This window comes from Pseudomonas sp. 34 E 7 (assembly GCF_900005715.1).
In the GTDB taxonomy this organism is placed as follows: Bacteria; Pseudomonadota; Gammaproteobacteria; order Pseudomonadales; family Pseudomonadaceae; genus Aquipseudomonas; species Aquipseudomonas orientalis_A.
In genome coordinates, this window is record NZ_CVTX01000003.1 from 1 (window position 1) to 1,600 (window position 1,600).

General features: G+C 65.9%; 2 protein-coding genes. Both read left to right on the forward strand.

Features of this window, described 5'->3' with window-relative positions; all coding sequences use genetic code 11:
- On the forward strand, positions 1 to 1,310 hold a 1,310-nt coding region (locus BFP96_RS00235), incomplete at its 5' end, for an ABC transporter permease (RefSeq protein ID WP_139113289.1).
- Positions 1,300 to 1,600 (forward strand): lipocalin-like domain-containing protein (locus BFP96_RS00240; RefSeq protein WP_305885244.1); only part of this gene is annotated, 301 nt, incomplete at its 3' end. The genes BFP96_RS00235 and BFP96_RS00240, both read left to right, overlap by 11 nt.

Here is a 1,600-nt window from a genome sequence, read left to right on the forward strand (position 1 = left end):
GACGCCAGGGCTGGGTGGCGGGCGTGGCGCTGGTCGTTGCGCTGCTGGCGCTGGTCTGGGGCAACAGCCTGACCGCCGGGTTCGTGCTGATGGCGGCCTTGCTGCTGGGCGCCGCACTCGGCCTGCCGGTGCTGCTCAATGGGGTGTTGAAGGGCGTGCTGGGACGCAGCCGTTCGGTGCTGGGCCAATGGTTTCTCGCCGACTGCCGTCAGCAATTGCCGGCCCTGAGTCTGGCCCTGATGGCATTGTTGCTGGCCCTGGCGGCGAATATCGGTGCGGGCTCCATGACGTCGGGGTTTCGCAGCACGTTCAATAACTGGCTGGAGCAGCGTCTCACCGCCGAGCTGTACCTCAACCCGCAAAATCCGGCCCAGGCGCAGCACTTGCAAACCTGGCTGGCGCAACAACCACGGGTGCGCGCGGTGCTGCCCGGCTGGCAAGTCGCGGTGCAGTTGCAGGGCTGGCCGGCGGAGGTGTTCGGCGTGGTCGACGACCCCACCTATCGCCAGCACTGGCCGCTGCTGGAGGCGGCCAGCGCACCCTGGGACCGCTTGCTGCAGGACGACAGCGTGATGCTCAGCGAGCAATTGGCGCGACGCTTGAACGTGCGCCTGGGCGACACCATTCAATTCCCCACGCCCCAGGGCCCATGGGCACCGACAATCGTCGGCATCTACGCCGACTACGGCAACCCCAAGGGCCATCTATTGGTCAACGCCAAGCACTTGCTGGCGCATTGGCCGACGCTGTCACCGGTGCGTTTCAACCTGCGCGTGGCACCCCAGGATGTGCCGCCGCTGGTGCGGGATGTGCAGCGTGAGTTCGACCTGGAAGACAGCCGCATCATCGATCAACAGCAACTGAAGGGGTGGTCCAGCCAGGTCTTCGAGCGCACCTTCGCCGCCACCGCCGCGTTGAACAGCCTGACCCTTGGCGTGGCGGGTGTGGCGCTGTTCATCAGCCTGTTGACCCAGAGCCAGAGTCGCCTCGGCCAACTGGCGCCGTTGTGGGCACTGGGGGTCACGCGCCGCCAACTGATGCTGCTCAACCTGGGCCAGACCTGGCTGCTGGCGGTGCTTACCCTGGTGCTGGCGTTGCCCCTGGGGCTGCTGCTGGCGTGGTGCCTGGATGCAGTGATCAACGTGCAAGCCTTTGGCTGGCGCCTGCCATTGCAGGTGTTCCCCGGGCAGCTGGCGCAGTTGATGGGCCTGGCGATGCTTGCCACGCTGCTGGCGTCGGCCTGGCCATTGTGGCAGCTGTACCGCAGCCGCCCGGCGGATTTGTTGAGGACGTTTGCCCATGAAGATTAAAGCGTTGGGGCTGGCGCTGTTGCTGCTGCTGAGCGCATGCGATAAAGCCCCCGCACCCCAGGAAAGCTTTGCCGGTCTTGGCAGCGATGCCGCCGACTTCGTCCAGGTGGTGCCCGGCAAAGTGTTCGCGTTCCCCGAGGACCACGGCCCACATCCAGGCTTTCGCATCGAATGGTGGTACGTCACCGCCAACCTCCAGGACGCCCAGGGCAATGCCTTCGGTGTTCAGTGGACGTTGTTTCGCAATGCCGTGAAGTCCGGGCCAGCGCAACCGAGCTGGCGCGACTCCA